Source organism: Pseudomonas sp. TAE6080 (genome assembly GCF_018732265.1).
GTDB lineage: Bacteria > Pseudomonadota > Gammaproteobacteria > Pseudomonadales > Pseudomonadaceae > Aquipseudomonas > Aquipseudomonas brenneri.
This window is the reverse complement of sequence record NZ_JAHIDY010000021.1, coordinates 45,371-68,760: the sequence shown is the minus strand read 5'-3', so window position 1 is coordinate 68,760 and position 23,390 is coordinate 45,371. Positions and strand designations below refer to the sequence as shown.

General features: G+C 61.2%; 22 protein-coding genes. 13 read left to right on the top strand and 9 right to left on the bottom strand.

The genetic code is table 11. The features are described from left to right. The first annotated feature begins 1 nt into the window (after position 1). On the top strand, positions 2 to 919 hold the full coding sequence (gene choX, locus KL786_RS16890) for a choline ABC transporter substrate-binding protein (protein ID WP_215518342.1): 918 nt from the start codon (positions 2 to 4) through the stop codon (positions 917 to 919). A 127-nt stretch (positions 920 to 1,046) separates the two neighbouring features. Continuing rightward, positions 1,047 to 2,609, top strand: a complete 1,563-nt coding sequence (locus tag KL786_RS16885) for a SulP family inorganic anion transporter (RefSeq protein ID WP_215518341.1) — start codon at positions 1,047 to 1,049, stop codon at positions 2,607 to 2,609. 104 nt (positions 2,610 to 2,713) lie between these two features. Here the strand turns inward: KL786_RS16885 and aroE are convergent, their stop codons facing one another. Together aroE and hemF are read right to left on the bottom strand one after the other, a co-directional pair. Then, positions 2,714 to 3,538, bottom strand: coding sequence for a shikimate dehydrogenase (gene aroE / locus KL786_RS16880; protein WP_215518340.1), 825 nt, complete (start codon positions 3,536 to 3,538; stop codon positions 2,714 to 2,716). Continuing rightward, positions 3,538 to 4,470: an oxygen-dependent coproporphyrinogen oxidase gene (hemF, locus tag KL786_RS16875; RefSeq protein WP_215518339.1), complete on the bottom strand. Its 933-nt coding sequence runs from the start codon at positions 4,468 to 4,470 to the stop codon at positions 3,538 to 3,540. The genes aroE and hemF overlap by 1 nt, the downstream gene beginning before the upstream one ends. Before the next feature lie 160 nt (positions 4,471 to 4,630). Here hemF and KL786_RS16870 point away from each other — a divergent pair, with 160 nt between their 5' ends. After that, entirely contained in the window at positions 4,631 to 5,608 is a 978-nt protein-coding gene (locus tag KL786_RS16870; RefSeq protein ID WP_215518338.1) for an NADPH:quinone reductase, read from the top strand. Positions 5,609 to 5,712: 104 nt separating this feature from the next. On the opposite strand, the gene tsaC is transcribed toward KL786_RS16870, so the two are convergent. Both tsaC and dprA read right to left on the bottom strand, forming a co-directional pair. Next, positions 5,713 to 6,270 (bottom strand): L-threonylcarbamoyladenylate synthase type 1 TsaC, encoded by a 558-nt coding sequence (tsaC, locus tag KL786_RS16865; RefSeq protein ID WP_032857133.1) that lies wholly within the window; start codon positions 6,268 to 6,270, stop codon positions 5,713 to 5,715. 54 nt (positions 6,271 to 6,324) lie between these two features. Beyond that, positions 6,325 to 7,419: a DNA-processing protein DprA gene (dprA, locus tag KL786_RS16860; RefSeq protein WP_032857134.1), complete on the bottom strand. Its 1,095-nt coding sequence runs from the start codon at positions 7,417 to 7,419 to the stop codon at positions 6,325 to 6,327. A gap of 267 nt (positions 7,420 to 7,686) precedes the next feature. Here dprA and def point away from each other — a divergent pair, with 267 nt between their 5' ends. Genes def through KL786_RS16835 form a run of 5 tightly spaced genes read left to right on the top strand, consistent with a single transcriptional unit; the run spans position 7,687 to position 12,238 of the window. Beyond that, entirely contained in the window at positions 7,687 to 8,193 is a 507-nt protein-coding gene (def, locus tag KL786_RS16855; RefSeq protein ID WP_029290229.1) for a peptide deformylase, read from the top strand. 57 nt (positions 8,194 to 8,250) lie between these two features. After that, complete coding sequence (gene fmt / locus KL786_RS16850) at positions 8,251 to 9,201, top strand: methionyl-tRNA formyltransferase (RefSeq protein WP_215518337.1); 951 nt, start codon at positions 8,251 to 8,253, stop codon at positions 9,199 to 9,201. Continuing rightward, positions 9,201 to 10,511, top strand: a complete 1,311-nt coding sequence (rsmB, locus tag KL786_RS16845; protein WP_215518336.1) for a 16S rRNA (cytosine(967)-C(5))-methyltransferase RsmB — start codon at positions 9,201 to 9,203, stop codon at positions 10,509 to 10,511. The genes fmt and rsmB overlap by 1 nt, the downstream gene beginning before the upstream one ends. 23 nt (positions 10,512 to 10,534) lie before the next feature. After that, positions 10,535 to 11,908 (top strand): Trk system potassium transporter TrkA, encoded by a 1,374-nt coding sequence (gene trkA / locus KL786_RS16840; RefSeq protein WP_032857141.1) that lies wholly within the window; start codon positions 10,535 to 10,537, stop codon positions 11,906 to 11,908. A gap of 18 nt (positions 11,909 to 11,926) precedes the next feature. Further along, the gene (locus KL786_RS16835; RefSeq protein WP_215518335.1) at positions 11,927 to 12,238 is read left to right on the top strand and encodes a hypothetical protein; all 312 of its coding nucleotides are present in this window, start codon (positions 11,927 to 11,929) and stop codon (positions 12,236 to 12,238) included. 129 nt (positions 12,239 to 12,367) lie between these two features. Here the strand turns inward: KL786_RS16835 and KL786_RS16830 are convergent, their stop codons facing one another. Then, positions 12,368 to 13,255: a lysophospholipid acyltransferase gene (locus tag KL786_RS16830; RefSeq protein WP_032857144.1), complete on the bottom strand. Its 888-nt coding sequence runs from the start codon at positions 13,253 to 13,255 to the stop codon at positions 12,368 to 12,370. Between the two features lie 41 nt (positions 13,256 to 13,296). Beyond that, a complete protein-coding gene (locus KL786_RS16825; protein WP_032857147.1) occupies positions 13,297 to 13,854 on the bottom strand; it encodes a DNA-3-methyladenine glycosylase I in 558 nt (185 codons plus the stop codon). Positions 13,855 to 13,935: 81 nt separating this feature from the next. Here KL786_RS16825 and glyQ point away from each other — a divergent pair, with 81 nt between their 5' ends. The 4 genes from glyQ to KL786_RS16805 all read left to right on the top strand — a co-directional run bounded on the left by glyQ (position 13,936) and on the right by KL786_RS16805 (position 18,332). Continuing rightward, positions 13,936 to 14,889: a glycine--tRNA ligase subunit alpha gene (gene glyQ / locus KL786_RS16820; RefSeq protein WP_032857150.1), complete on the top strand. Its 954-nt coding sequence runs from the start codon at positions 13,936 to 13,938 to the stop codon at positions 14,887 to 14,889. Beyond that, on the top strand, positions 14,886 to 16,940 hold the full coding sequence (gene glyS / locus KL786_RS16815; RefSeq protein ID WP_215518334.1) for a glycine--tRNA ligase subunit beta: 2,055 nt from the start codon (positions 14,886 to 14,888) through the stop codon (positions 16,938 to 16,940). The genes glyQ and glyS overlap by 4 nt, the downstream gene beginning before the upstream one ends. Next, a complete protein-coding gene (gmhB, locus tag KL786_RS16810; protein WP_215518372.1) occupies positions 16,940 to 17,479 on the top strand; it encodes a D-glycero-beta-D-manno-heptose 1,7-bisphosphate 7-phosphatase in 540 nt (179 codons plus the stop codon). The genes glyS and gmhB overlap by 1 nt, the downstream gene beginning before the upstream one ends. Before the next feature lie 82 nt (positions 17,480 to 17,561). After that, positions 17,562 to 18,332 (top strand): lysophospholipid acyltransferase family protein, encoded by a 771-nt coding sequence (locus KL786_RS16805; protein ID WP_029290207.1) that lies wholly within the window; start codon positions 17,562 to 17,564, stop codon positions 18,330 to 18,332. 169 nt (positions 18,333 to 18,501) lie between these two features. Here the strand turns inward: KL786_RS16805 and KL786_RS16800 are convergent, their stop codons facing one another. The 3 genes from KL786_RS16800 to KL786_RS16790 all read right to left on the bottom strand — a co-directional run bounded on the left by KL786_RS16800 (position 18,502) and on the right by KL786_RS16790 (position 22,453). Continuing rightward, positions 18,502 to 20,805 carry a CHASE2 domain-containing protein gene (locus tag KL786_RS16800; protein WP_215518333.1) on the bottom strand — a complete coding sequence of 768 codons (2,304 nt, stop codon included), beginning with the start codon at positions 20,803 to 20,805 and terminating at the stop codon, positions 18,502 to 18,504. Positions 20,806 to 20,823: 18 nt separating this feature from the next. After that, on the bottom strand, positions 20,824 to 21,822 hold the full coding sequence (locus KL786_RS16795) for a FecR family protein (RefSeq protein ID WP_215518332.1): 999 nt from the start codon (positions 21,820 to 21,822) through the stop codon (positions 20,824 to 20,826). 370 nt (positions 21,823 to 22,192) lie between these two features. Continuing rightward, on the bottom strand, positions 22,193 to 22,453 hold the full coding sequence (locus tag KL786_RS16790) for a hypothetical protein (RefSeq protein WP_215518331.1): 261 nt from the start codon (positions 22,451 to 22,453) through the stop codon (positions 22,193 to 22,195). A gap of 198 nt (positions 22,454 to 22,651) precedes the next feature. Between KL786_RS16790 and KL786_RS16785 the strand changes: the two genes are divergently transcribed. Then, positions 22,652 to 23,371 carry a response regulator transcription factor gene (locus KL786_RS16785; protein ID WP_032857163.1) on the top strand — a complete coding sequence of 240 codons (720 nt, stop codon included), beginning with the start codon at positions 22,652 to 22,654 and terminating at the stop codon, positions 23,369 to 23,371. Positions 23,372 to 23,390: the final 19 nt, after the last annotated feature.

The window sequence follows — 23,390 nt, the reverse complement described above, 5'->3', positions numbered from 1 at the left end:
CATGCAAAAGTTATCCACAGTGGTGAGTGTCGCGCTGTTGTTGAGTACTACCGGTGCGTATGCCGACACCCGTTGCGAGACAGTGAAGATGGCCGATCCGGGTTGGAGCGACATTGCCGCCACCAACGCCATTACCGGCTTTTTATTGAACGGCATGGGTTACAAGGCCAAGGTCGACACCCTGGCGGTGCCGATTACCTTTGGAGGGCTCAAGGACGGCCAGGTGGATGTATTTATGGGCAACTGGATGCCGGCGCAGCAGGGTTTCTACGACAAGTTCGTGGCCAATGGTGATGTGGTGCAACTGGCCAAGAACCTCGAAGGCACAGAGTTCACCCTCGCGGTGCCGGACTATGTGTGGGAAGCCGGAGTGCATGACTTTGCCGACCTGAGTAAATTTGCCGACAAGTTCGACAAGAAGATCTATGGCATTGGCTCCGGCGCGCCGGCCAATCTCTCACTGCACGAAATCATCAAGAAAAACGACTTCGAGCTGGGGCAGTGGAAACTGATCGAGTCCAGCGAACAGGCGATGCTCGCCGAAGTCTCCCGGGCGGTGAAGCGCAAGCGCTTTGTCACCTTCCTCGGCTGGACACCGCACCCAATGAACGTGCAACTGAAGATGCGTTACCTCAAGGGCGGGGAAAAATACTTCGGCGACACCGGCAGCGTGTACACCCTGACGCGCAAAGGTTATGCACAGGCCTGCCCGAATGTGGCCAGACTGCTGACCAACCTTAAATTTACCCAGGACATGGAGAACAGCATCATGGCCGAGGTGGTGAACAACAAGGTCAGCAATAGCGAAGCGGCGAAGGCGTGGATCAAGGCCAACCCGGCGGTATTGGACACGTGGCTGGAAGGGGTTCAAACCCTCGATGGCCAGGACGCATTGGCGGCGGTCAAAGCCAAACTCTAAAACCCATCCCCTGTAGGAGCCGGCTTGCCGGCGAAGCACTCGAAAACGCCGCGTTTTTTCAGACAACCCGCGTTATCGTTACCCATCTTCGCGAGCAAGCTCGCTCCTACAGTATTTCGAGCGATCCATGTCCCGGCCCCACACTCTGCTCCCATTCCTGCGCTGGCTACCACGCCAGACCCGCGCCAGTGTCAGCCGAGACGCGATTGTCGGCCTCAGCGGCGCGGTACTGGCCTTGCCGCAATCGATCGCCTACGCCCTGATCGCCGGCCTGCCTCCCGAATACGGCCTGTATGCAGCGATCATCCCGGTGCTGATTGCCTGCCTGTGGGGCTCGTCCTGGCATCTGATCTGCGGCCCGACGGCGGCGATTTCCATTGTGCTCTACGCCAGTATCAGTCCGCTGGCGGTGCCCGGCTCCCAGGACTACATCACCCTGATCCTGCTGCTGACGTTTCTGGCCGGGGTCTTCCAATGGCTATTGGGCATGCTGCGCTTTGGCGCATTGGTCAATTTCGTCTCCCATTCCGTCGTGCTCGGCTTCACCCTCGGCGCTGCGGTGGTCATTGCCCTGGGCCAGTTGCCCAACCTGATGGGGCTCGACCTGCCCAGCCAGGGTACGGCGTTCAACAGCCTGCTGGCGTTGATCGACCACGGCGGCGAGTGGGATCGCCCGTCACTGGCCCTTGGGCTTGGCACCTTGCTGGTGGGCGCACTGCTCAAATACTGGGCGCCGCGCTGGCCGAGCCTGCTGATTGCGCTGGTCCTGGGCAGCCTGGCGGCGTGGTTGTGGCCGACGATGTTCGGGCATGTGGCGCGGGTCAGTGCGTTTGTCGGCCAACTGCCGCCGTTCAGCCCATTGCCGCTGGACGTGGATATGATCCTGCGCCTGCTGCCCAGTGCCGTGGCGGTGGGCATGTTGGGGCTGGTGACCAGCCTGTCGATTGCCCGCTCGCTGTCGGCGCGTTCCCAGCAATTGCTCGACGCCAATCAGGAAGTGCGTGCCCAAGGCTTATCCAACATCGTCGGCGGATTTTTCTCGGGCTACCTGTCGGCCGGTTCCTTCACCCGCTCGGGCCTGAGTTATGAGGCGGGCGCCTGTTCGCCGCTGGCGGGGGTATTTTCGGCGTTGTGGGTCGCGCTGTTTGCGCTGTTCGGCGCGACGTTGATTGCGCACACTCCAATCCCGAGCATGGCCGCCAGCATCCTGTTGATCTGCTGGGGCCTGGTGGATCATCGCGGCATCCGCGCGTTGTGGCGGGTCAGCCGGGCAGAGTTTGTGGTGATGGGCCTGACCTGCCTGGCCACGCTGCTGCTGGAGTTGCAAACGGCGATCTATGCCGGGGTGCTGGCGTCGCTGTTTTTCTACCTCAAGCGTACGTCGCAGCCGCGGGTCCAGCAGTTGCGTGACGGTGACGACGATGTGTTGCGGGTCGGCGGCTCGATTTTCTTTGGCGCCAGCCATTACCTGCAAGTGCGCTTGCAGCGCCTGCAAGGCCTGCGGGTGGTGATCGAGGCGCAGCAGATCAACTTTATCGACTATTCCGGGGTGGAGATGCTGCACCAGGAAGCGCGCCGGTTGCGCGGGTTGGGGCGTAGCCTGACGTTGCGCCGGGCGCGGCCGCAGGTGGTCGAGGAGTTGAAGAAACTGGAAGGGGCCGACAAGTGCCCGATCCATTTCGAAGACTGACACGGTCAAACACTGTAGGAGCTTGCCTGCGATAGCGGTGTATCAGTTGGCACATCCGACGCTGACCCACCGCTATCGCAGGCAAGCCAGCTCCCACATTAGAATTAGTTAGCCGCCAGTTGTTTGCGCAGTTCAGCCAGCACCGGCGTCGAATCCGGCCGCACGCCACGCCACAGGTAGAAGGCTTCCGCCGCCTGCTCCACCAGCATACCCAAGCCGTCCATCGCCACCACGGCGCCGTGTGCTGTGGCCCAGCGGCAGAACGCGGTCGGCTCCTTGGCGTACATCATGTCGTAGCAAAAGGTCTTGCCCGGTTCGATCAAGCTGCTGGCAATCGGCGGTACATCGCCTGACAGACTGGCCGAGGTGGCATTGATGATCAGGTCCACCGGCTCACTCAGCCAATCAAAACCGCTGGCGGACACCGGACCCAAGTCGTCGAACAGCTCGGCCAGCAACTCGGCTTTTTCCACGGTGCGGTTGGCGATGATCAGCGAAGCGGGTTGTTGCGCCAGCAGTGGCTCCAGTGCACCGCGCACCGCGCCACCGGCGCCGAGCAACAGGATGCGCTTGCCCGCCAGGCTCAGGCCGGCGTTGACGGTCAGGTCGCGTACCAGGCCGGCGCCATCGGTGTTATCACCCAACAGGCTGCCATCGGCCAGCTTGCTCAGGGTGTTCACCGCGCCGGCACGCTGGGCGCGCTCGGTCAGGGCATTGGCCAGGCGATAGGCTTCTTCCTTGAACGGTACGGTGACGTTGGCGCCGCGCCCTTGCTGGAAAAATTCGCGAGCGCAGCCGGTGAAATCCTCCAGTGGCGCCAGCAACGTGCTGTAGTCCAACGCCTCACCGGTCTGCTCGGCAAACAGGCGATGAATCAGCGGCGACTTGCTGTGGCCGATGGGGTTGCCAAACACCACATAACGATCCATCAGTTGCCCGCCTGGGGCATGGCCATGCCAAGCCAGTCACGGTCTTGCAGGAAGTAGTCCGTCAGGCGTGCTTCTTCGCTGCCGGCAGCGGCCTTCCAGTCATAGCTCCAGCGCACTTGCGGTGGCAGCGACATCAGGATCGACTCGGTACGCCCGCCCGATTGCAGGCCAAACAGCGTGCCACGGTCGTAGACCAGGTTGAATTCTACATAGCGACCCCGGCGGAACTCCTGGAACTGACGCTGCTCCTCGGTGTAGGCCATCGCTTGACGGCGCTGGACGATCGGCAGGTAGGCGTCGATGTAGGCATCGCCAATGGCACGTATGAAGGCGAAGCAGGTGTCGAAGTCCCATTCGTTCAAGTCATCGAAGAACAGGCCGCCGATACCACGGGGCTCGTTGCGATGCTTGATGTGGAAGTAGCTGTCGCACCAGGCCTTGTAGCGCGGGTAAACGTCTGCACCGAACGGCGCGCAGGCCTGCTCGGCCACGCGGTGCCAGTGGATGCAGTCCTCTTCGTTGCCGTAGTAGGGCGTCAGGTCGAAGCCGCCACCGAACCACCACACCGGCTCTTCACCTTCCTTCTCGGCGATGAAAAATCGCACATTGGCGTGGGACGTCGGCACATGTGGGTTATGCGGGTGGATCACCAGCGATACGCCGAGGGCTTCAAACCCGCGCCCGGCGAGTTCCGGGCGGTGGGCGCTGGCGGACGGTGGTAGGCCGCTGCCGAACACGTGGGAAAAGTTGACGCCGCCTTTCTCGATCACCACGCCGTTTTCGATCACACGGGTGCGACCGCCGCCACCGGCAGGCCGGGTCCAGGCGTCTTCGATAAAGCGGGTGTGCGTCTCGAAGGTTTCCAGGGCGCTGCAAATGCGGTCTTGCAGGTCGAGCAGGTAGGCTTTTACAGCCTCGGTGCGGGTAGTCATGGCATCACCTTGAATCGGGCAAAGCTACGCGAGGCCATTGGGCGTCGGCGGCAAACGGGCGCACAGGATACCACCGCGCCGGGCGCTGCCACAGTTGACGAAGATCAAGCATAGGAGTCCGATAGGAGCCTTTCACGAAACAGACTTGAGGACAGAGCAGATGGCCAGACGTATCCAGTTCAGCGCCCATGGCGGCCCCGAAGTACTTGAGTATGTGGACTACACGCCAGCAGAACCGGGCCCGCAACAGGTCCGTGTGCGCAACAAGGCCATTGGCCTGAATTTTATCGACACCTATTACCGCAGCGGCCTGTATGCACCGCCGGCCTTGCCCTCGGGCCTGGGCGCCGAAGGCGCTGGCGTGGTGGATGCGGTGGGCAGCGAAGTCACCCAGTTCAAGGTCGGCGACCGCGTGGCCTACGGCAGCGGCCCACTGGGGGCCTATAGCGAACTGCATGTGCTACCCGCGGCCAACCTGGTGCATCTGCCAGACGCAATCAGCTTCGAACAGGCCGCTGGCGCCATGCTCAAGGGCCTGACCGTGCAATACCTGTTGCGCCAGACCTATGAACTCAAAGGCGGTGAAACCATTCTGTTCCACGCCGCTGCCGGTGGCGTCGGCTCCCTGGCCTGCCAATGGGCCAAGGCTCTGGGCGTGAAGCTGATCGGCACGGTCAGTTCGCCGGAAAAAGCCGCCCTGGCCAAATCCCTCGGCGCCTGGGAAACCATCGACTACAGCCAGGAAAATGTCCCACAGCGCGTGCTGGAGCTGACCGACGGCAAGAAGTGCCCGGTGGTGTATGACGGCGTGGGCAAGGACACCTGGCTCGCCTCACTGGACAGCGTCGCGCCCCGTGGCCTGCTGGTGAGTTTCGGCAATGCGTCGGGCGCGGTGGACGGGGTGAACCTGGGGATTCTGGCGGCGAAAGGCTCGCTGTACGTGACCCGGCCGACGCTGGCGACCTACGCCAACAATCCGCAGAACCTGCAGGCCATGGCCGATGACCTGTTTGCCATGATCGAAAGCGGCAAGGTGCGGATTGATATCAACCAGCGTTATTCGTTGGCAGAGGCGGCGAAGGCGCAGGTGGAGTTGTCGGGGCGGCGGACCACTGGGTCGACCATTCTCTTGCCATAAGATCTCGGTTGTTTGGCAGACCGCTCCCACATTCGACCGATTTCCAACAGGGGAATGCGGTCGAATGTGGGAGCGGGCTTGCCCGCGATGGCCACGCCTCGGTCTCAAGATGGGCGCCGCACCTCGCCCGTCGCCAGATCCCGAATCAAACTCGGGTTCTTGCGCCCACCCAGGCTGCCACCCAGCACCAGATCCACCTGGCCACGGAAATACTGCTCCACCCGGATCCGCGAACGCGCCGCCGGTCGGCCTTGTGGGTTGGCAGAAGTGGAAATCAGCGGCCCCACCAGCGAGCACAAATCGCGCACCAGCGGATGATCACTGACCCGCAATGCCACCGTGTCATGCACGCCGGTAATCCATTCAGGCAATAAGTCCTGGTGAGGCACCAGCCAGGTATTGGGCCCAGGCCAGGTACTGGCCATGCGGTCGATCCAGGTGTCCGGGAAGTCTTCAAACAGAAAGTCGAATTGCCGGATATTGTCAGCGATCAGGATCAAGCCCTTGTCCACCGAGCGACCCTTGATCGCCAGCAAACGATCCACCGCGTCCTCGTTCCACGGATCGCAGCCCAGGCCCCACACGGCCTCGGTCGGATAGGCAATCACCGCGCCTGCGCGAATCTCTCGTGCGGCTTGTTGCACACGCCACCTGTTGACCATTACTCACTCTCCGGACTAAAGCTGGGTGCAGTTTACCGATCTTCGTTACAAAACCTAACTGCGCGCAAACCAGCGGCCACTTTCGCAGATCACCCGGCCCGCAAGCTCCAGCTCGGTGAGGCTCGCCAACACCTGGGACAAGGTCTGGCCACTGGCAATGGCCAAGCCTTCGCTGGTCTGGGGCGCGGCGTGCAACAGCGCCACCAGCGGATGGGTCACCGCCATTGGCGCAGGCCGCGATAACGCCTGCCAACCGCGCAAGCCTTCAAGGATGTGTTCGATGGTTTCCACCAGCACTGCGCCATCGCGGATCAATTGATGGCAGCCCCTGGCGCCGGGATGATGAATCGACCCCGGTATTGCATACACCTCGCGCCCCTGTTCGGCGGCCAGCCGTGCGGTGATCAGCGAGCCACTGGCAACACTGGCCTCTACCACCAGCACGCCCAGGGACAGGCCACTGATAATGCGATTGCGCCGTGGGAAGTTGCCGGCCTGGGGACCGGCGTCCAGTGGGAACTCGGAAACCACCGCGCTGCCCTGGGCAATCATCGCCTCGGCAAGCCGTCGGTGACGCTGTGGATAAAAATTTTCCAGGCCGGTGCCCAACACCCCGATTGTCTGACCACCGACATCTAATGCCGCTTGGTGGGCCGCCCCATCAATGCCCAGGGCCAGGCCGCTGGTGATGACAAAACCGGCACTCGCCAGGCTGCGGGAAAAGGCCGCCGCCGTATCCATTCCGGGCCTGGACGCACGTCGGCTGCCAACCATGGCCAACTGCGGTTTTTCCAGGATGGCGGGGGTTCCGGCCACGAATAACAACGGTGGCGCGTCGTCCAACTCGGCCAGCAACGCCGGGTAGTCGGGCTGGTCCCACATCAGCAAATGTTGGGCCGGACGCTCTAGCCAGGCCAATGCAACGCTGGCGCCATCGCGCACTTGCGCACTGCGCCGGGCCTCGGCGCAGGCTGCCGGCAACCCCAACGAACGCCAGGCACTGGCTGGGGCGCCGATGGCTTTCGAGGCGCAGCCAAAGGCCTCGATCAATGTTTTGAAACGCCTGGGGCCCAGCTCCGGCATGCGGTGCAAACGCAGGCGGGCTTCGAGTTCGGCAGGGGAAATATCCGGGGTCTGGATTACTGACATATGATCATCCTTGATCAGGAACAAGCTGTGGATAACTCTGTTGGTAACTTCTTTAGCAGGCTAATTATTGCAACTGGTTATTGCCGCCCAACCTGGCGGCACGTTTTGAAGACGAGTAGCGATTTCCTCACGGGGGCAATCTCCTTTATTATGTGCGTTCGCGTGAAATGCCTTGGCCTTCGCGGCTTGCGAGCGTTTCACACCGGCCGTGCGGGTTGTACCCCGACGCCGATTTGCCTTTACCTCACATGTGCAGCAATTACGCTTATGGCTATTTTGAACATCCTCGAATTCCCGGACTCGCGCCTGCGCACTATCGCCAAACCGGTGGCCGTAGTGGACGACAAGGTTCGTCAGTTGGTCGATGACATGTTTGAAACAATGTATGAAGCCCCGGGCATCGGCCTTGCCGCGACCCAGGTCAACGTGCACCTGCGCGTGGTGGTCATGGACCTGTCCGAAGACCGCAGCGAACCGATGGTGTACATCAACCCCGAGTTCGAGCCGTTGACCGACGAGATGGGCGAGTACCAGGAAGGCTGCCTGTCGGTGCCGGAGTTCTACGAGAACGTCGAACGCCCTCTGCGCGTCAAGATCAAGGCCCTGGACCGCGACGGCAAGCCATTCGAGCTGATTGCCGAAGGCCTGCTGGCGGTGTGTATCCAGCATGAGTGTGACCACCTCAACGGCAAGCTGTTTGTCGATTACCTGTCCACGCTCAAACGCGACCGGATCAAGAAGAAACTGGAAAAGAAGCATCGCCAGCAAGCTTGATTCCCTTCTTTCAAAGGCTTGCTCCGGCAAGCCTTTTTCTTTTGTGAGACGTTTCCCATGACCGAGCCACTGCGCATCGTTTTTGCCGGCACCCCCGAATTTGCCGCCGAACACCTCAAGGCCCTGCTTGCAAGCCCTTCTGACATCGTCGCGGTGTACACCCAGCCGGATCGGCCGGCCGGCCGTGGGCAAAAACTGATGCCCAGCCCGGTCAAGCAACTGGCCCTGGAGCACGGCATCGTCGTGCTGCAACCGCCCACACTGCGCAACGCCGAAGCCCAGGCTGAACTGGCCGCTCTGAAGCCGGACCTGTTGGTGGTGGTGGCGTACGGCCTGATCCTGCCGCAAGCGGTGCTGGATATTCCACGCCTGGGCTGCATCAACAGCCACGCCTCGCTGCTGCCACGCTGGCGCGGCGCCGCGCCGATCCAGCGCGCGGTGCAAGCCGGTGACGCCGAAAGCGGCGTGACCGTGATGCGCATGGAAGCCGGCCTCGACACCGGGCCGATGCTGCTCAAGGTCACCACGCCCATCACCGCGCAAGACACCGGCGGCAGCCTGCATGACCGCCTGGCCGAGATGGGCCCGCCTGCGGTGATCCAGGCGATTGCCGGCCTCGCTGCCGGCACCTTGGAAGGCCAAGTGCAGGACGACAGCCTCGCCACCTACGCCCACAAGCTGAACAAGGACGAAGCGCGTATCGACTGGAGCCGCCCGGCCGTTGAGCTGGAGCGCCTGGTACGTGCCTTCAACCCGTGGCCGATCGGCCACAGCACCCTCAATGGCGAAGCGCTGAAAGTCCTCGCCGCCAACCTGGCCGAAGGCCATGGCGCGCCCGGTGAAATCATCGGTGCCAGCAAGGATGGCCTGCTGGTAGCGTGCGGGGAGCAGGCCTTGTGTCTGACCCGTCTGCAATTGCCTGGCGGCAAGGCGCTGAACTTCAGCGATTTGTTCAACAGCCGTCGTGAGAAATTTGCCCCCGGCATCATCCTTGGAGTGGACGCTTGATGAACCCGCGTTTGGCCGCCGCCAAGGCCCTGGCCGCCGTGCTCAATGGCAAGGCTTCCCTGAACAGCTCGTTGCCGGTGCAACTGGATAAGGTCGAAGACCGTGATCGCGGTTTCACCCAGGACCTGGCGTTTGGCACCGCGCGTTGGCAGCCGCGTTTGTCGGCCCTAGCCGCCAAGTTGCTGCAAAAGCCGTTCAAAGCCGCCGATGCCGACGTCGAGGCGTTGCTGCTGGTGGGGCTTTACCAACTGCTCTACAGCCGCGTGCCGGCCCACGCCGCCATCGGTGAGACCGTGGGCTGCGCCGACAAGCTGAAAAAGCCCTGGGCCAAGGCCCTGCTCAACGCTGTGTTGCGCCGCGCCCAGCGTGAAAGCGAAGCCCTGCTGGCCGAACTGGAGCACGACCCGGTAGTGCGCACCGCGCACCCACGCTGGCTGCAAAAATCCCTCAAGGCGTTCTGGCCAGAGCAGTGGGAAGCCATCTGCGCCGCCAACAATGCGCACCCGCCAATGATTCTGCGGGTCAATCGCCGCCACAACAGCCGCGATGCCTATCTCACGCTGCTGGCAGATGCCGGCATCAATGCCAGCGCCTGTGTGTACAGCCAGGACGGTATCGTGCTCGAAACGGCAGGTGATGTACGCAGCCTGCCAGGCTTTGCCGAAGGCTGGATCAGCGTGCAGGACGAAGCCGCGCAATTGGCCGCCGACCTGCTCGACCTGGCGCCGGGCCAACGGGTGCTGGACGCCTGCTGCGCGCCTGGCGGCAAGACCTGCCACATCATGGAAGCCCAGCCGGGCCTGGCCGGCGTGGTTGCCGTGGACCTGGAAGCCAAGCGCCTGGTGCGTGTGCGCGAAAACCTCGCACGCCTGGGCCTGGAAGCCGAGTTGATTGCCGCCGACGGTCGCGACACCGCCACCTGGTGGGATGGCAAACCGTTCCAGCGCATCCTGCTCGACGCACCGTGCTCTGCCACCGGCGTGATCCGGCGCCACCCCGATATCAAACTGACCCGCCAACCCGATGACATCGCCGCCCTGGCCGTACTGCAAGGCGAGTTGCTGGACGCGTTGTGGCCGACGCTGGAAGTCGGTGGCATCCTGCTCTACGCCACCTGCTCGACGTTGCCGACCGAGAATACCGAGGTGATCCAAGCCTTCCTCGCCCGCACCAGCGGCGCACGGGAGTTGGACATCGCCACCACCGCCGGCATCAAGCAGCCCCATGGCCGCCAGTTGCTGGCGCAGGAAGGCGGGCACGATGGTTTCTATTACGCCAAGCTGATCAAGATTGCCGCTGCACGCGGTTGAATGGTTTTTAAGGGAGTGAACGGATGAAGATCATCATCCTCGGAGCAGGGCAGGTTGGCGGCACGCTGGCCGAGCACTTGGCCGGTGAAGCCAACGACATTACCGTGGTCGACACCGATGCCGAACGCCTGCGAAGCCTGGGCGACCGCCTGGATATCCGTACGGTGCAGGGGCGGGCCTCGTTTCCGACCGTATTGCGCCAGGCCGGCGCCGATGACGCCGACATGCTGGTGGCGGTAACCAACAGCGACGAGACCAACATGGTCGCCTGCCAGGTCGCCCACACCCTGTTCCACACCCCGACCAAGATCGCCCGGGTGCGTGAAGCGGCCTACCTGACCCGCGCCGGCCTGTTCGACAACGACGCGATTCCGGTGGATGTGCTGATCAGCCCGGAGCAAGTGGTCACTCACTACATCAAGCGCCTGATCGAAATCCCCGGCGCGCTGCAGGTGATCGACTTCGCCGAAGGCAAGGCGCAACTGGTCGCGGTCAAGGCTTACTACGGCGGCCCGCTGGTCGGCCAGCAACTGCGCCAACTGCGCGAACACATGCCCAACGTAGACACCCGAGTGGCCGCGATTTTCCGCCGCGACCGGCCGATCCTGCCCCAGGGCGACACGGTGATCGAAGCCGACGACGAAGTATTCTTCATCGCCGCCAAGGCCAATATTCGTGCCGTGATGAGTGAAATGCGCCGGCTCGACGAGAGCTACAAGCGCATCGTCATCGCGGGCGGCGGGCAGATTGGCGAGCGCCTGGCCGAGGCCATCGAAAGCCGCTACCAGGTGAAGATCATCGAGATGAACCCGGCACGCTGCCGCTATCTGTCCGATACCCTCGACAGCACCGTGGTCCTGCAAGGCAGCGCCTCGGACCGCGACCTGCTGATGGAAGAAAACATCGCCGACGCCGATATCTTCCTGGCCCTGACCAACGACGACGAAGCCAACATCATGTCATCGCTGCTGGCCAAGCGGCTGGGAGCCAAGAAGGTGATGACCATCATCAACAACCCGGCCTATGTGGACCTGATCCAGGGCGGTGACATCGACATCGCCATCAGCCCGCAATTGGCGACCATCGGCACCTTGCTGGCCCACGTGCGGCGCGGCGATATCGTCAGCGTGCACTCACTGCGCCGGGGCGCGGCGGAAGCCATCGAGGCGATTGCCCATGGCGACTCGAAGTCGAGCAAGGTGATCGGCCGGGCGATTCGCGATATCGGCTTGCCACCGGGCACCACCATTGGCGCGATCATTCGGGATGAAGAAGTGATCATCGCCCATGACGACACGGTGATCGCCACAGGGGACCATGTGATTCTGTTCCTGGTGGATAAGAAACATATCCGCGATGTGGAGAAGCTGTTCCACGTGGGGTTGAGCTTCTTCTGATCAAACGGAGTGATTGAAATGCTCGAATCCCTGGAAAAAATGCTCGCCAAGGGTGTGGATAACTCACTGCTGCGCTTTGGTTTTGGCAAGGGTTACCTGGACCTGAAGGACAACGCCAAGGCGGCTGAGCATTTGCAAAAATGCGTCGAGTTCGATCCAAAGTATTCGGCGGCGTGGAAGCTGTTGGGCAAGGCGCATGCGGGTTTGGGTGATCACGCTGCGGCGCGGCTGGCGTGGGAGCAGGGGATTGCAGCGGCCCTGGCCCATGGCGACAAGCAGGCCGAAAAAGAGATGACGGTGTTCCTGAAGAAACTCGACCGTCTGGCTTGAGGTGACCCCTGTGGGAGCTGGCTTGCCTGCGATGGCATCACCTCGGTTTGACTGCAAGACCGAGTTGCCTGCATCGCAGGCAAGCCAGCTCCCACATTAGATCTTCATGGGGTTATGGATCCGGGTGTATCAGTACCACCGCGCCTCGCCCGGCGGGCGTTTCTTGAAGCGTTTCATGCTCCACATGTACTGGCTCGGGTACGCGCCGACATAACGTTCCACCACCTTGCTCATCGCCGCGCAGGACGTGGCCGTGTCGGTGCTGTACATATCTTCCGGCGCCGCTTCCAGGATCACTTTGTAGCCCGAGCCATCCGGCAGCCGCAGGGCATGCAGGAACACACCCACCGCCTTATGCCCCGCGAGCATGTTCGGCACGAACTTGCTGGTCAGCGCCTGGGTGGCAAAGAACGGTACGAAGATTCCGGCCGACTCTGCCGGTTCCGGGTCAGCGGGGATCCCCACCTGGCCGCCCTTGCGGACTTCCTTGATCACACTGAGGATGCCTTCCTTGGTGGACGCCGCCACACGGTTGCCCAATTGCACGCGCTGTTTGCGCAGCAGTTCGTCCACCGCCTTGAGCTTGGGCGGACGATAGAAAATGATCGGTTTGCACTGGCTGCAATAGAAGTGATTCAACACTTCCCAGTTGCCCAGGTGACTGGTGATGCCCACCACACCTTTGCCCGAAGCCAACGCCTCATGCAGGACCTCCAGACCTTCGACTTCGCGCACCAGGTCGATGGAGCGCTGGGCCGGCCAGATCCAGGCGCAGGCACTTTCGGTCAGGGACTTGCCGATATCCATCAGGCTCTGGCCCACCAGGCGCTCGCGTTCGGCCGGGTCCATGTCCGGGAAACACTTGGAGAGGTTGATCCGCACCGTGTCGCGGGAGCGGTTGGGGGTTTTCCACATGATCCAGCCGATGGCCGTGCCAACCGCCTGGACGGCGCGCCAGGGCAGCAAGGCAAACAACCGAAGAGCGCCTACCAGCAAGGCGCCTTTTAACTTTTCCACAGGTCACTCCTGATGTTGTGCGGTGCGCAAAGTGCGCCATTCTACCCGGCGTTGACCAAGTCCGCGTAACGGTCGCAGTCCTGGGTGTGGTCCATGACCATGCCCGAGGCCTGCATGAACGCGTAGCAGATGGTCGGCCCGACGAACGTGAAACCGGCTTTCTTGAGGGCTTTGCTCATGGCCTCGGCCTGTGGCGTAATCGCCGGGACTTCGCTGCGGTCCTTGAAATGGTTGACCTTGGGCACGCCGCCGACAAACGACCAGAGCAACCCCACCGGGTCCTCCAGCGCCAGCCAGGCCGCGGCATTGCGCCGGGTGGCGTTGAGCTTGAGACGGTTGCGCACGATGCCCGGATCGAGCATCAATGCTTCGATCTCCGCGTCAGTCAGTTGCGCCAGGCGCTGCGCATCAAAACCAAACAAGACCTTCCGATAATGCTCGCGTTTGCGTAAAACGGTGATCCAGGACAGGCCCGCCTGGAACCCTTCGAGCAAAAGCAGTTCAAACAAACCCTGCGCATCGCGCAGCGGCGTTCCCCACTCCTGATCGTGATAAGCCATGTACAGCGGATCTTCAGAACACCAAAAGCAGCGTGGCATAAGGCTCCAGGGAGTGGTGGCAGGGCCGAATCGGGTATACTGCCGCCCTTTAAATCGCAGCCCAAGTAACAGGTGAATTTTGTGAGCCAGCCTACGCCAGCCGTGCGTACCTTCCAAGACTTGATCCTCGCCCTCCAGCAATACTGGGCCGAGCAAGGTTGTGTGGTACTTCAGCCCTACGATATGGAAGTAGGCGCCGGCACTTTCCACACCGCAACATTCCTGCGGGCCATCGGCCCGGAAACCTGGAACGCCGCTTATGTGCAGCCCAGTCGTCGTCCGACTGACGGCCGCTACGGCGAAAACCCCAACCGCCTGCAGCACTACTATCAGTTCCAGGTCGTCCTCAAGCCGAACCCGGACAACTTCCAGGAGTTGTACCTGGGCTCGTTGAAGCATGTCGGCCTGGACCCGCTGGTCCACGACATCCGTTTCGTCGAAGACAACTGGGAGTCGCCAACCCTGGGCGCCTGGGGCCTGGGCTGGGAAGTCTGGCTCAATGGCATGGAAGTGACGCAGTTCACTTACTTCCAGCAAGCCGGTGGCATCGAGTGCTACCCGGTGACCGGCGAGATCACCTACGGCCTTGAGCGCCTGGCCATGTACCTGCAAGGCGTGGACTCGGTCTACGACCTGGTGTGGGCTGACGGCCCGTTCGGCAAAGTGACCTACGGCGATGTGTTCCACCAGAACGAAGTGGAGCAATCGACCTATAACTTCGAACACGCCAACGTCGAGAAGCTGTTCGAACTGTTCGACTTCTATGAAAGCGAAGCCAAGCGCCTGATCGAACTCGACCAGCCGCTGCCGTTGCCAAGCTATGAAATGGTGTTGAAGGCGTCCCATACCTTCAACCTGCTGGACGCCCGCCGTGCCATCTCGGTAACCGCGCGCCAGCAATACATCCTGCGTGTACGCACCCTGGCGCGTGCCGTCGCCCAAGCCTACCTGCTGGCTCGCGCCAAGCTGGGCTTCCCGATGGCCACCCCGGATTTGCGTGATGAAGTGTTGGCTAAGCTGGAGGCTGCACAATGAGTGCTCAAGATTTCCTGGTTGAACTGGGCACCGAAGAGCTGCCACCCAAGGCCCTGAATACCCTGGCCGATGCATTTTTGGCCGGTATCGAAAAAGGCCTGCTGGCTGCCGGCCTGAAGTTTGAAGCCAAGAAGGTCTACGCCGCGCCACGTCGCCTGGCGGTGTTGCTGACCGCGCTGCAAACCCAGCAGCCGGACCGCAGCATCAACCTCGATGGCCCGCCACGCCAGGCCGCCTTCGATGCCGACGGCAACCCGACCCAGGCTGCCCTGGGTTTTGCCAAGAAGTGTGGTGTAGAGCTGAGCGAGATCGACCAGAGCGGCCCGAAACTGCGTTTCAGCCAGGTCATCACCGGCAAGCCGACCGCCAGCCTGCTGCCGACCATCGTTGAAGACTCGCTGAACGACCTGCCGATTCCCAAGCGCATGCGCTGGGGTGCGCGCAAAGAAGAATTCGTACGCCCGACCCAATGGCTGGTGATGCTGCTCGGTGATGACGTCATCGATTGCACCATCCTCGCCCAGAAGGCTGGCCGCGATTCCCGTGGTCACCGCTTCCACCATCCGCACAGCGTGCGCATCAGCGCACCCGCCAACTACCTCAATGACCTGCGCGCCGCCTATGTGCTGGCCGATGCCAATGAGCGACGCGAACTGATCAGCAAGCGCACCGAAGAGCTGGCCCGCTTGCAGGAAGGCACTGCCATCGTGCCGCCAAGCCTGCTCGACGAAGTGACCGCGCTGGTCGAGTGGCCTGTGCCGCTGGTGTGCTCGTTTGAAGAGCGCTTCCTCGATGTACCGCAAGAAGCCCTGATCACCACCATGCAGGACAACCAGAAGTACTTCTGCCTGCTGGACGTGGATGGCAAGTTGCTGCCGCGCTTTATCACCGTGGCCAACATCGAAAGCAAGGACCCGCAGCAGATCATCGCCGGTAACGAAAAAGTCGTGCGCCCGCGCCTGACCGACGCCGAGTTCTTCTTCAAGCAAGACAAGAAGCAAAAGCTCGAAGACTTCAACCTGCGCCTGCAGAACGTGGTGTTCCAGGAGAAGCTGGGCAGCGTCTACGACAAGGCTGTGCGGGTTTCCAAGCTGGCGGCCTACATCGCGCCACGCATTGGCGGCGATGCTGCCTTGGCCGCGCGCGCCGGCCTGCTGTGCAAATGCGACCTGGCCACCGAAATGGTCGGCGAGTTCCCGGAAATGCAAGGCGTTGCCGGTTACTACTACGCGCTCAATGACGGCGAGCCTGAAGACGTCGCCCTGGCCTTGAACGAGCAGTACATGCCACGGGGTGCCGGCGCCGAGCTGCCAAGCACCCTCACCGGTGCGGCCGTAGCCATCGCCGACAAGCTGGACACCCTGGTCGGTATCTTCGGTATCGGCATGTTGCCTACCGGCAGCAAAGACCCGTATGCCCTGCGCCGTGCGGCCCTGGGCGTGTTGCGCATCCTGATCGACAAGAAGCTGGACCTGGACCTGACCCAGGCCGTGGTGTTTGCAGTTGGTCAGTTCGGCGCCAAGGTCAAGCAAGCCGGTTTGGCCGAGCAAGTGCTGGAGTTCGTGTTCGACCGCCTGCGTGCGCGCTACGAAGACGAAGGCGTGGACGTTTCCGTCTACCTGTCGGTGCGTGCCCTGCAACCGGGTTCGGCACTGGACTTCGACCAACGTGTGCAAGCCGTACAGGCCTTCCGCAAGCTGCCGGAAGCCGATGCCCTGGCCGCCGTGAACAAGCGCGTGTCGAACCTGCTGAGCAAGGCCGAAGGCCTGGGCACCGGCGACGTCGATCCTGGCCTGTTTGCCGATGCCAAGGAGTTCTCGCTGAACTCGGCTATCGCCAAGGCAGAAAACGCAGTGAAGCCGCTGATCGCCGAACGCAACTACGCCGAAGCACTGGCGCGCCTAGCCACCTTGCGTGAGCCGGTGGATGCGTTCTTCGAAGCGGTGATGATCAACGCCGAAGATGCTGGCGTGCGGAAAAACCGCTACGCCATGCTGGCGCGTCTGCGCGGCTTGTTCGTCAACATCGCTGACATTTCGACGCTGAGCTGATCATGTTGAAACTGCTGATTCTCGATCGGGACGGGGTGATCAACTATGACTCCGACGCTTACATCAAGTCGGTAGAGGAGTGGATCCCGCTGCCCGGCTCGATCGAGGCCATCGCGCAGTTGAGCAAGGCCGGCTGGACGGTAGCCATTGCTACCAACCAGTCCGGCATCGCCCGCGGCTACTACGCCATCGCCACCCTGGACGCCATGCACGCGCGCTTGCGCACGTTGGTGGCAGAGCAGGGCGGTGAGGTGGGGCTGGTGGTGTATTGCCCCCACGGGCCGGACGAGGGCTGCGATTGCCGCAAACCCAAGCCTGGCATGTTGAAAATCATTTCAGAACATTACAAGGTGCCCCTGGCTGGGATATGGTTCGTCGGGGACAGTCTCGGTGACCTGGAGGCGGCCAAAGCCGTCGACTCTCAGCCAGTTTTGGTAAAGACCGGAAAAGGCGAAAAGACCCAGGCGAAAAACCTGCCGGTAGGCACCTTGATTTTTGACGATCTGGCGGCGGTTGCCGCAGAACTTATCAACAACTAGTCGCCCTCGACTTCCTGACCAAGGATTGTTCGGGAGTGCACTTTTAACAGGCGGGCGTTGTCCCGCAACGGTAAATGCTGCCATGTCGATTTTGCAGGCCATCAGAACCTTCTTCTTTTACCTGCTGCTGGGCACCAGTTCGTTTCTCTGGTGCACCCTGAGCTTTTTTATTGCGCCCTTTTTGCCATTCAAGGCGCGATATCGCTTTATCAACGTCTATTGGTGCCGCTGCGCGTTGTGGCTGACCAAGGTGTTCCTGGGCATCCGTTTCGAGGTCAAGGGCGCCGAGAATGTCCCGGACCAGCCGTGCGTGATCCTGTCGAACCACCAGAGCACCTGGGAGACGTTTTTTCTTTCTGCCTACTTCTCGCCCCTGAGCCAGGTGCTCAAGCGTGAGTTGCTGTTCGTACCGTTCTTTGGCTGGGCCATGGCCATGTTGCGCCCGATTGCTATCGACCGGGACAACCCCAAGGCCGCGCTCAAGCATGTGGCGAAGAAGGGTGACGAGTTGCTCAAGGACGGTGTTTGGGTACTGATCTTCCCTGAAGGCACCCGCGTACCCTTTGGCACTGTAGGCAAGTTCTCCCGAGGTGGTACGGCATTGGCCGTCAACGCCAACCTGCCGGTGCTGCCGATTGCTCACAATGCTGGCAAGTTCTGGCCCAAGGAAGGCTGGGCCAAGCGTAAAGGCACCATCACCGTGGTGATCGGCGAGCCGATGTATGCCGAAGGGGAAGGACCGCGTGCCATTGCAGCGCTCAATGACCGCGCGGCAGCCTGGAATGAAGCGCAACAGCGGGCCATGGGTTCGCTGCCGCCACTGCCGGTTGCTGAAGACCGGGCAGTGATCTGACGTTCTGTGGATAACCTGTGTACGGTTTGTTGGCGAAATGCAGTTTTTAGCTTGTAGGCTTATGATTTTATTACATATTTCTTAAGCTAATAAAACAACGAAAAACGTGCATAAGTTTTGCAGGCACTTAAAGACCGGCCCTTGTGGCCGGTTTTTTATGCACAGCTTTTTACTCTTCCCACACCAGCAGTTGCAGGCTGAAAACCGTGCCTTGCCCCACCACGCTCTCGCAGCCGATACGCCCGCCGTGGCGATCCATTACCGCCTTGACCATCGTCAGCCCCAAGCCCAAGCCTTCACTGCCCTGAGACGAGGCAAACCGCCGGTACTGGCTGAACAGCTCAGGTAGTTCTTCAGCCGCAATGCCTGGGCCTTGGTCCTGGATATGGCACACCAAGCCTTGGTCATTGCGTTCGAGCCTCACCGTAACCGTGGTGCCGGATGGGCTGTATTTGATCGCGTTCTGGATCAGGTTGAACAAGGCACGGGTCAACAGCGATTGATCCGCCAGGACCATGTCTTCACCGGCCTCGTCCAGGTCATGGACCAATTGAATATTTTTCAATTGGGCCAACAACGCCACCTGGTCAAACGCATCGAGTACCAACATCGCAAACAGGCTGGGCTGGAATTGGTAGCCGTCAGACTCAGCCTTGGCCAGTTGCACGAACGACTCGGTCAAATTCAACGCGCGGCGCACTTGCTGCTCGATCTGGGTAAACACCTGCGTGACGTCTGTGGCCTCATGCCGCTGCACGTCCAGCAACGCCAGGATTGCCGAGTGGGGTGCCCGTAGGTCATGGGACAGGAACTGCAGCAGGGTTTCACGTTGCTGTTGGGCATCACGTTCGACGCTCAGGTCGGTCAGGCTCAGCAACCAGCCCAGTGCCACGTCCCCGTCAACCGGCAACAAGGGGGCAAGTTCCAGACGCAGGCTGCGTTGCTGGATGTCTCGGAACTCGACGATTTCCAGGGCTGACAGCGGTGTATCGGGCTTGCCCTGCAACGGTGGATAACCCAGCGCCGCCAGTTGCTCCAGCAGGTTTTCGGTAATCAGCTCGTTGCCAAACACATCGCGGGCAATGCGGTTGGCCAACAGGATATCGCCCTGCGGATCGGTGATCAGCGTAGCGACCGCCAGGCATTCCAGGCCATCCGCCATGAAGCGACGGGTGTCGCGGGTCCGGCTGACGGCTTGCTCCAACGCCACAATGCGGCCCTGCAACACGTCGCCACTGCTGACGGGAACACGTCGGCGTTCCGGCAGTACCTTGGGTTCGCTGTCGAGACGCGCCAGTTCCCAGCCGAAATAGGCCAGGATCACGCTCAGGCGGCGCCAGTTCCAGATCAGGTAGCCCAGCAGCATGCCGATCAGCGTGGCGGCTGGCGACCACCAGTGGCCCAGGCGCAACAAGCCCCAGGAGGCGAGGAGGGCAGTGCTCATGCAGGCCAGGGTCAGCCACAGCGCGTAGCGTGGGCGCAACAGCAACAAGCCCATCAGCAATGCCACCATCGAGGTGGACAACAGCGTGGCCAGCCACGTTGGAAACACCGTAATACTGCGGTCTTGCAGCAGCCCGTTGAGGATATTGGCCTGAATCTCCACACCCGGTGTAGTACCGACGCTGGCCGACAGCGGCGTTACATAACGATCGCCCATGCCGGGTGCGATAGCCCCCACCAGAATCACGCGATCACGCAACAGTTGAGCCGGGACTTCACCGCGTAGGACGCTGACATAAGGGACGCTGGGAAAGCCCTCATCGGCAGCGATAAACGGAATACGGATGGCATTGTCCCGCTGCCAATCAGTAGCACCAGACGCCACTGACAACCCGGGCATATCGGTTTGCTGGCCAGTCAGTTCGAACGCCAGCCAGGCCAATTGCGGTACCAGTTGCCCAGGAGGCCCCTCACGCAGGTACAGGCTGCGCACAATGCCGTCGCTGTCAGCTTCGACGTTGATATGGCCAACGCTCCTGGCGCAATCACGCAAGGGCTGCACAGGCAGGATCTGTGTCACAGGTTGCCCCAGGCGCTGCGTGCCTTCGCGAATCAAAGGCAACAACACATTGCCGGCATTGCAGATGGCCTGAGCCAGGCGTTGGTCGTTGGCAGGCTCGCGCGCCGGCTCGCTGAAGATCACATCGAACAGGATCCCCGCAGGCTTGGCGGCACTTAAATGGTCAAGCAGATCAGCGTGCAGGCGGCGTGACCAGGGCCATTGGCCGAGTTCCTTGAGACTCATGTCGTCAATGGTCACCAACAGAATCCGCGAGTCCACGGGTAACGGCGCCAGGCGCCGCAGGCTGTCATACAACAGGTTATTCAGGGAAAGCCCGGGGCTCAGGGAGAGAAAGGCCGTCAGCGGCAGCAGGAGCAGGCTGATCCACAGCCATTCCCTGACCAGTCCATTGAACAGGCGCTGGGCCTGGGTCGGCTGGCGCTGTTCAGCCCGACGCCACCACTTCACCGTCCGAACGCCGCGGTGCTACTGCACACGGGTGGCAGGTGGGTAATAAAAGATGTCATAAACGCCTGCCTCTCCTTCCAGTCCCTGGTCATCGAAGGCCGACACGCGAACGTGATAGAACGAGGCCTTCAGTCCAGTGAAGCTCAAGCGTGGCTCACTGGAGAAGTTTTCCTGCTTGATGTTCATGAACGTTGTATCGGTAGCCACTTGCGCACGATAGCGCCGGGCACCCGGTTGCGGATGCAGGATCAACGTCCAGACTGGCGCGTCGCCTTTCTGGCCGTCCTGGCCCATCAGGCGCGGAGCGGGCAATAGGTCGACCGTCTTCAACTCACCCTGTGTCTTGAGCAATACACCTTGCCGGGCACCGACCTTCAGTTCTCCTTCCACCGGGCCCGTCTGCGGCTTTTTCTTGACCTGTCGGCCCACCGGCGGCGGCTCGGTACGGCTGGCGGCTACCTGACCGTTGAGCACCTCGACAACCGATTGCTGATCGTCGTTACGCACACGAAAGTGTGTACCGCGCACGCCCAGTACGCCCACCGGGGTCACGATCTGAAAACGGTCATAGTCGCTGGCGCGCTTGAGTACGTAGGCTTCCACTTGTCCTTGTTGCAGGATTACCTGGGGGATCGCCTGCTCCTCCACCAGGTGCAAACGCACCTCGGAGCTGGAGGGCAGGACAATCCGCGAGCCATCACCCAGCAACAAGCTGACAAACGCCGATGGCGAGGTTTTTACACTTTCCTGCTCATCGATCAGCATGCCTTCTTCCAACACACTGGGGCGCCCCTTGGCATCCAGCTTCCAGGCTTCACCGTTGAGGTGCTGGACTACAGCAGGCAGCGGTTGCGCCCTGCACAGCAGGTTGTCATCAATGTAGGGCGCTCGCACAGGTGCAGATTTTTTGGCCAGGGCCAAGGGACTGTTGATACAGAGCGCCAGGACCAGGCCTGAGCCCAGCAGCGAGGAAAGGGCGGAGCGATAGTGACGGGGAGAGAGAGTCATGGTGCTCATCAAGGGTCTAGTTCTAAAGGTTCATCAGACTGCACGTTCAGAAAGCGTCTTGCGGTGGCAGGACCTTGAATGATGCCTACGATACCCGATGACGTATCGCACTCGATAGCCGTAGAAGGCATGACGGGATTTACGGGGAAGGTGACACATCCCTGTGTCTGCCGGATCGACAATGCCGAACCGGGTGTACATCGAAGAAATACTGTCCCTCACATCCCTCCGACAGCAGCCCGAACAAGCTCCAGACTACGGATGATACGTCCCTGTATCGAGCGCGCTTCCCGCGTGCGCCCTCCCTGTGGTCACTCAGCGATAGAGAATTTACCTACAAGCAAGGTGCATAGGGCGGCATCGCAACATTTGTTCAGATTTAAAAGATCCAGCGTTGGTCCTGGTCAAGCACGCTGCCTTGTTGAACACCTTGCGGGGCATCAACTTCCCAGAATCCAGCGTAACCAAGGGCGTCTACAGACTCGCTGTACACTTGAACTTGCTTGGCAGGAGCACTACGGGCATCCACCATTTCCGTCCCCAAACCTGTGGCCACAACCAATATCAACATCTTTCCCCACACACTGACCTTCTGCACGAGACTCACTCGTCCCGACAGCGCATAAAACCTGATTGCCATTGATCCTTTTCCTGAGGGGCTTGAGCCGGTATCTTTCCAGCTGGGTACAGATGTTTAACGGCCTTAGGGCTATTTGATATCAGCGTACCGAGAGATTCAGGGGACTTGAGAAACTGGCCATAATTGTTCAGATTCAACGGTGAACTAGTACGCTCTCTTCAACCGCTGCAACACTCTTCAAGAAGAAAGGACCCTCCCATGCGTGTCGCGATACTGGATGACGAACCTGCCGAATTGCGGCGGGTGGAACAGACACTGCGACAAATCCCGAGTGCCTCGGAGCAGCCATGGACGCTGCATTGCTTCGAGCGCGGCGAAGACTTGCTGCGCCAACTGCGCCGAGAAACTTTCGATTTACTGGTACTCGACTGGCAGTTGCCGGACCTGAGCGGCATCGCGATCCTGCGCTGGACCCGTGAACACATGGAGGCGCCCCCTCCCGTGATCATGCTGACCAGCCGCGATGCCGAGAGCGATATCGTCCAGGCACTGAACAGCGGCGCTGATGACTATGTCAGCAAACCGTTTCGCCCCAACGAGCTAAAGGCCCGGGTGAGTGCAGTCTTGCGTCGTCACGGCCTGCAGAAATCTGCTGCAACCGAAGTGCTGGTTTTCAACGACCTGACCTTCGACGATGCCGAGCTGACGGTCAGCCGCGCCGGTGATCCAATCAACCTGACCGAAAGGGAATATCGCCTGGCACGCTGCCTGTTCGCCAACCTGGCGCGGCCGCTGTCCCGGGAATATCTCTATGAACGGTTCTGGACCCATGAAGAAATGGTGTCTTCGCGGCCGTTGGATACCCATATCTATCGGCTACGGAACAAGCTTGGACTGACCCCGGAACGGGGTTGGCAGTTACTGACGATCTATGGGTATGGCTATCGATTGGAGAGCGTGACCGCGGCTACGGCATAGCTAATGTTCCACGTGGAGC

Excerpts from the sequence above, each read along its gene's own strand:
- choX (WP_215518342.1), top strand. The coding sequence starts at position 2 with ATGCAAAAGTTATCCACAGTGGTGAGTGTCGCGCTGTTGTTGAGTACT.
- KL786_RS16885 (WP_215518341.1), top strand. The coding sequence starts at position 1,047 with ATGTCCCGGCCCCACACTCTGCTCCCATTCCTGCGCTGGCTACCACGC.
- aroE (WP_215518340.1), bottom strand. The coding sequence starts at position 3,538 with ATGGATCGTTATGTGGTGTTTGGCAACCCCATCGGCCACAGCAAGTCG.
- hemF (WP_215518339.1), bottom strand. The coding sequence starts at position 4,470 with ATGACTACCCGCACCGAGGCTGTAAAAGCCTACCTGCTCGACCTGCAA.
- KL786_RS16870 (WP_215518338.1), top strand. The coding sequence starts at position 4,631 with ATGGCCAGACGTATCCAGTTCAGCGCCCATGGCGGCCCCGAAGTACTT.
- tsaC (WP_032857133.1), bottom strand. The coding sequence starts at position 6,270 with ATGGTCAACAGGTGGCGTGTGCAACAAGCCGCACGAGAGATTCGCGCA.
- dprA (WP_032857134.1), bottom strand. The coding sequence starts at position 7,419 with ATGTCAGTAATCCAGACCCCGGATATTTCCCCTGCCGAACTCGAAGCC.
- def (WP_029290229.1), top strand. The coding sequence starts at position 7,687 with ATGGCTATTTTGAACATCCTCGAATTCCCGGACTCGCGCCTGCGCACT.
- fmt (WP_215518337.1), top strand. The coding sequence starts at position 8,251 with ATGACCGAGCCACTGCGCATCGTTTTTGCCGGCACCCCCGAATTTGCC.
- rsmB (WP_215518336.1), top strand. The coding sequence starts at position 9,201 with ATGAACCCGCGTTTGGCCGCCGCCAAGGCCCTGGCCGCCGTGCTCAAT.
- trkA (WP_032857141.1), top strand. The coding sequence starts at position 10,535 with ATGAAGATCATCATCCTCGGAGCAGGGCAGGTTGGCGGCACGCTGGCC.
- KL786_RS16835 (WP_215518335.1), top strand. The coding sequence starts at position 11,927 with ATGCTCGAATCCCTGGAAAAAATGCTCGCCAAGGGTGTGGATAACTCA.
- KL786_RS16825 (WP_032857147.1), bottom strand. The coding sequence starts at position 13,854 with ATGCCACGCTGCTTTTGGTGTTCTGAAGATCCGCTGTACATGGCTTAT.
- glyS (WP_215518334.1), top strand. The coding sequence starts at position 14,886 with ATGAGTGCTCAAGATTTCCTGGTTGAACTGGGCACCGAAGAGCTGCCA.
- KL786_RS16805 (WP_029290207.1), top strand. The coding sequence starts at position 17,562 with ATGTCGATTTTGCAGGCCATCAGAACCTTCTTCTTTTACCTGCTGCTG.
- KL786_RS16795 (WP_215518332.1), bottom strand. The coding sequence starts at position 21,822 with ATGAGCACCATGACTCTCTCTCCCCGTCACTATCGCTCCGCCCTTTCC.
- KL786_RS16790 (WP_215518331.1), bottom strand. The coding sequence starts at position 22,453 with ATGGCAATCAGGTTTTATGCGCTGTCGGGACGAGTGAGTCTCGTGCAG.
- KL786_RS16785 (WP_032857163.1), top strand. The coding sequence starts at position 22,652 with ATGCGTGTCGCGATACTGGATGACGAACCTGCCGAATTGCGGCGGGTG.